Annotated in this window: 1 pseudogene; it reads right to left on the reverse strand. The window is 72.1% G+C overall.

Going from position 1 to position 247, the window contains the following annotated elements:
- Positions 1 to 26: 26 nt before the first annotated feature.
- Positions 27 to 247, reverse strand: a pseudogene (locus tag ACQG3P_RS21415) (PH domain-containing protein); the annotation flags it as partial.

Raw genomic sequence — 247 nt, forward strand, 5'->3', positions numbered from 1 at the left:
ATTGGGGCCCCTCCAAGCGGTAACGGTTACCGATACGGGCGGCGCTTCACGAACGCAGCATTGAGCAGCTCGAACACCGCCCGCGCCTCGGCTTCCGGCAGATACCGCAGGCACAACGCGATGCTGCCGCTTGCCCCCGCCGTCTCCAGCCATACGCTGGACGTGCCCAGCCACCGGTCCAGCGGCGAGCGGCCCAGCCGCGGCGCCGGCAGCGTGTCCAGCGCGGCTCGCCGCCACCAGCGGTGCC

Source organism: Stenotrophomonas sp. SrG, from assembly GCF_050031795.1.
Classification (GTDB): domain Bacteria; phylum Pseudomonadota; class Gammaproteobacteria; order Xanthomonadales; family Xanthomonadaceae; genus Stenotrophomonas; species Stenotrophomonas rhizophila_A.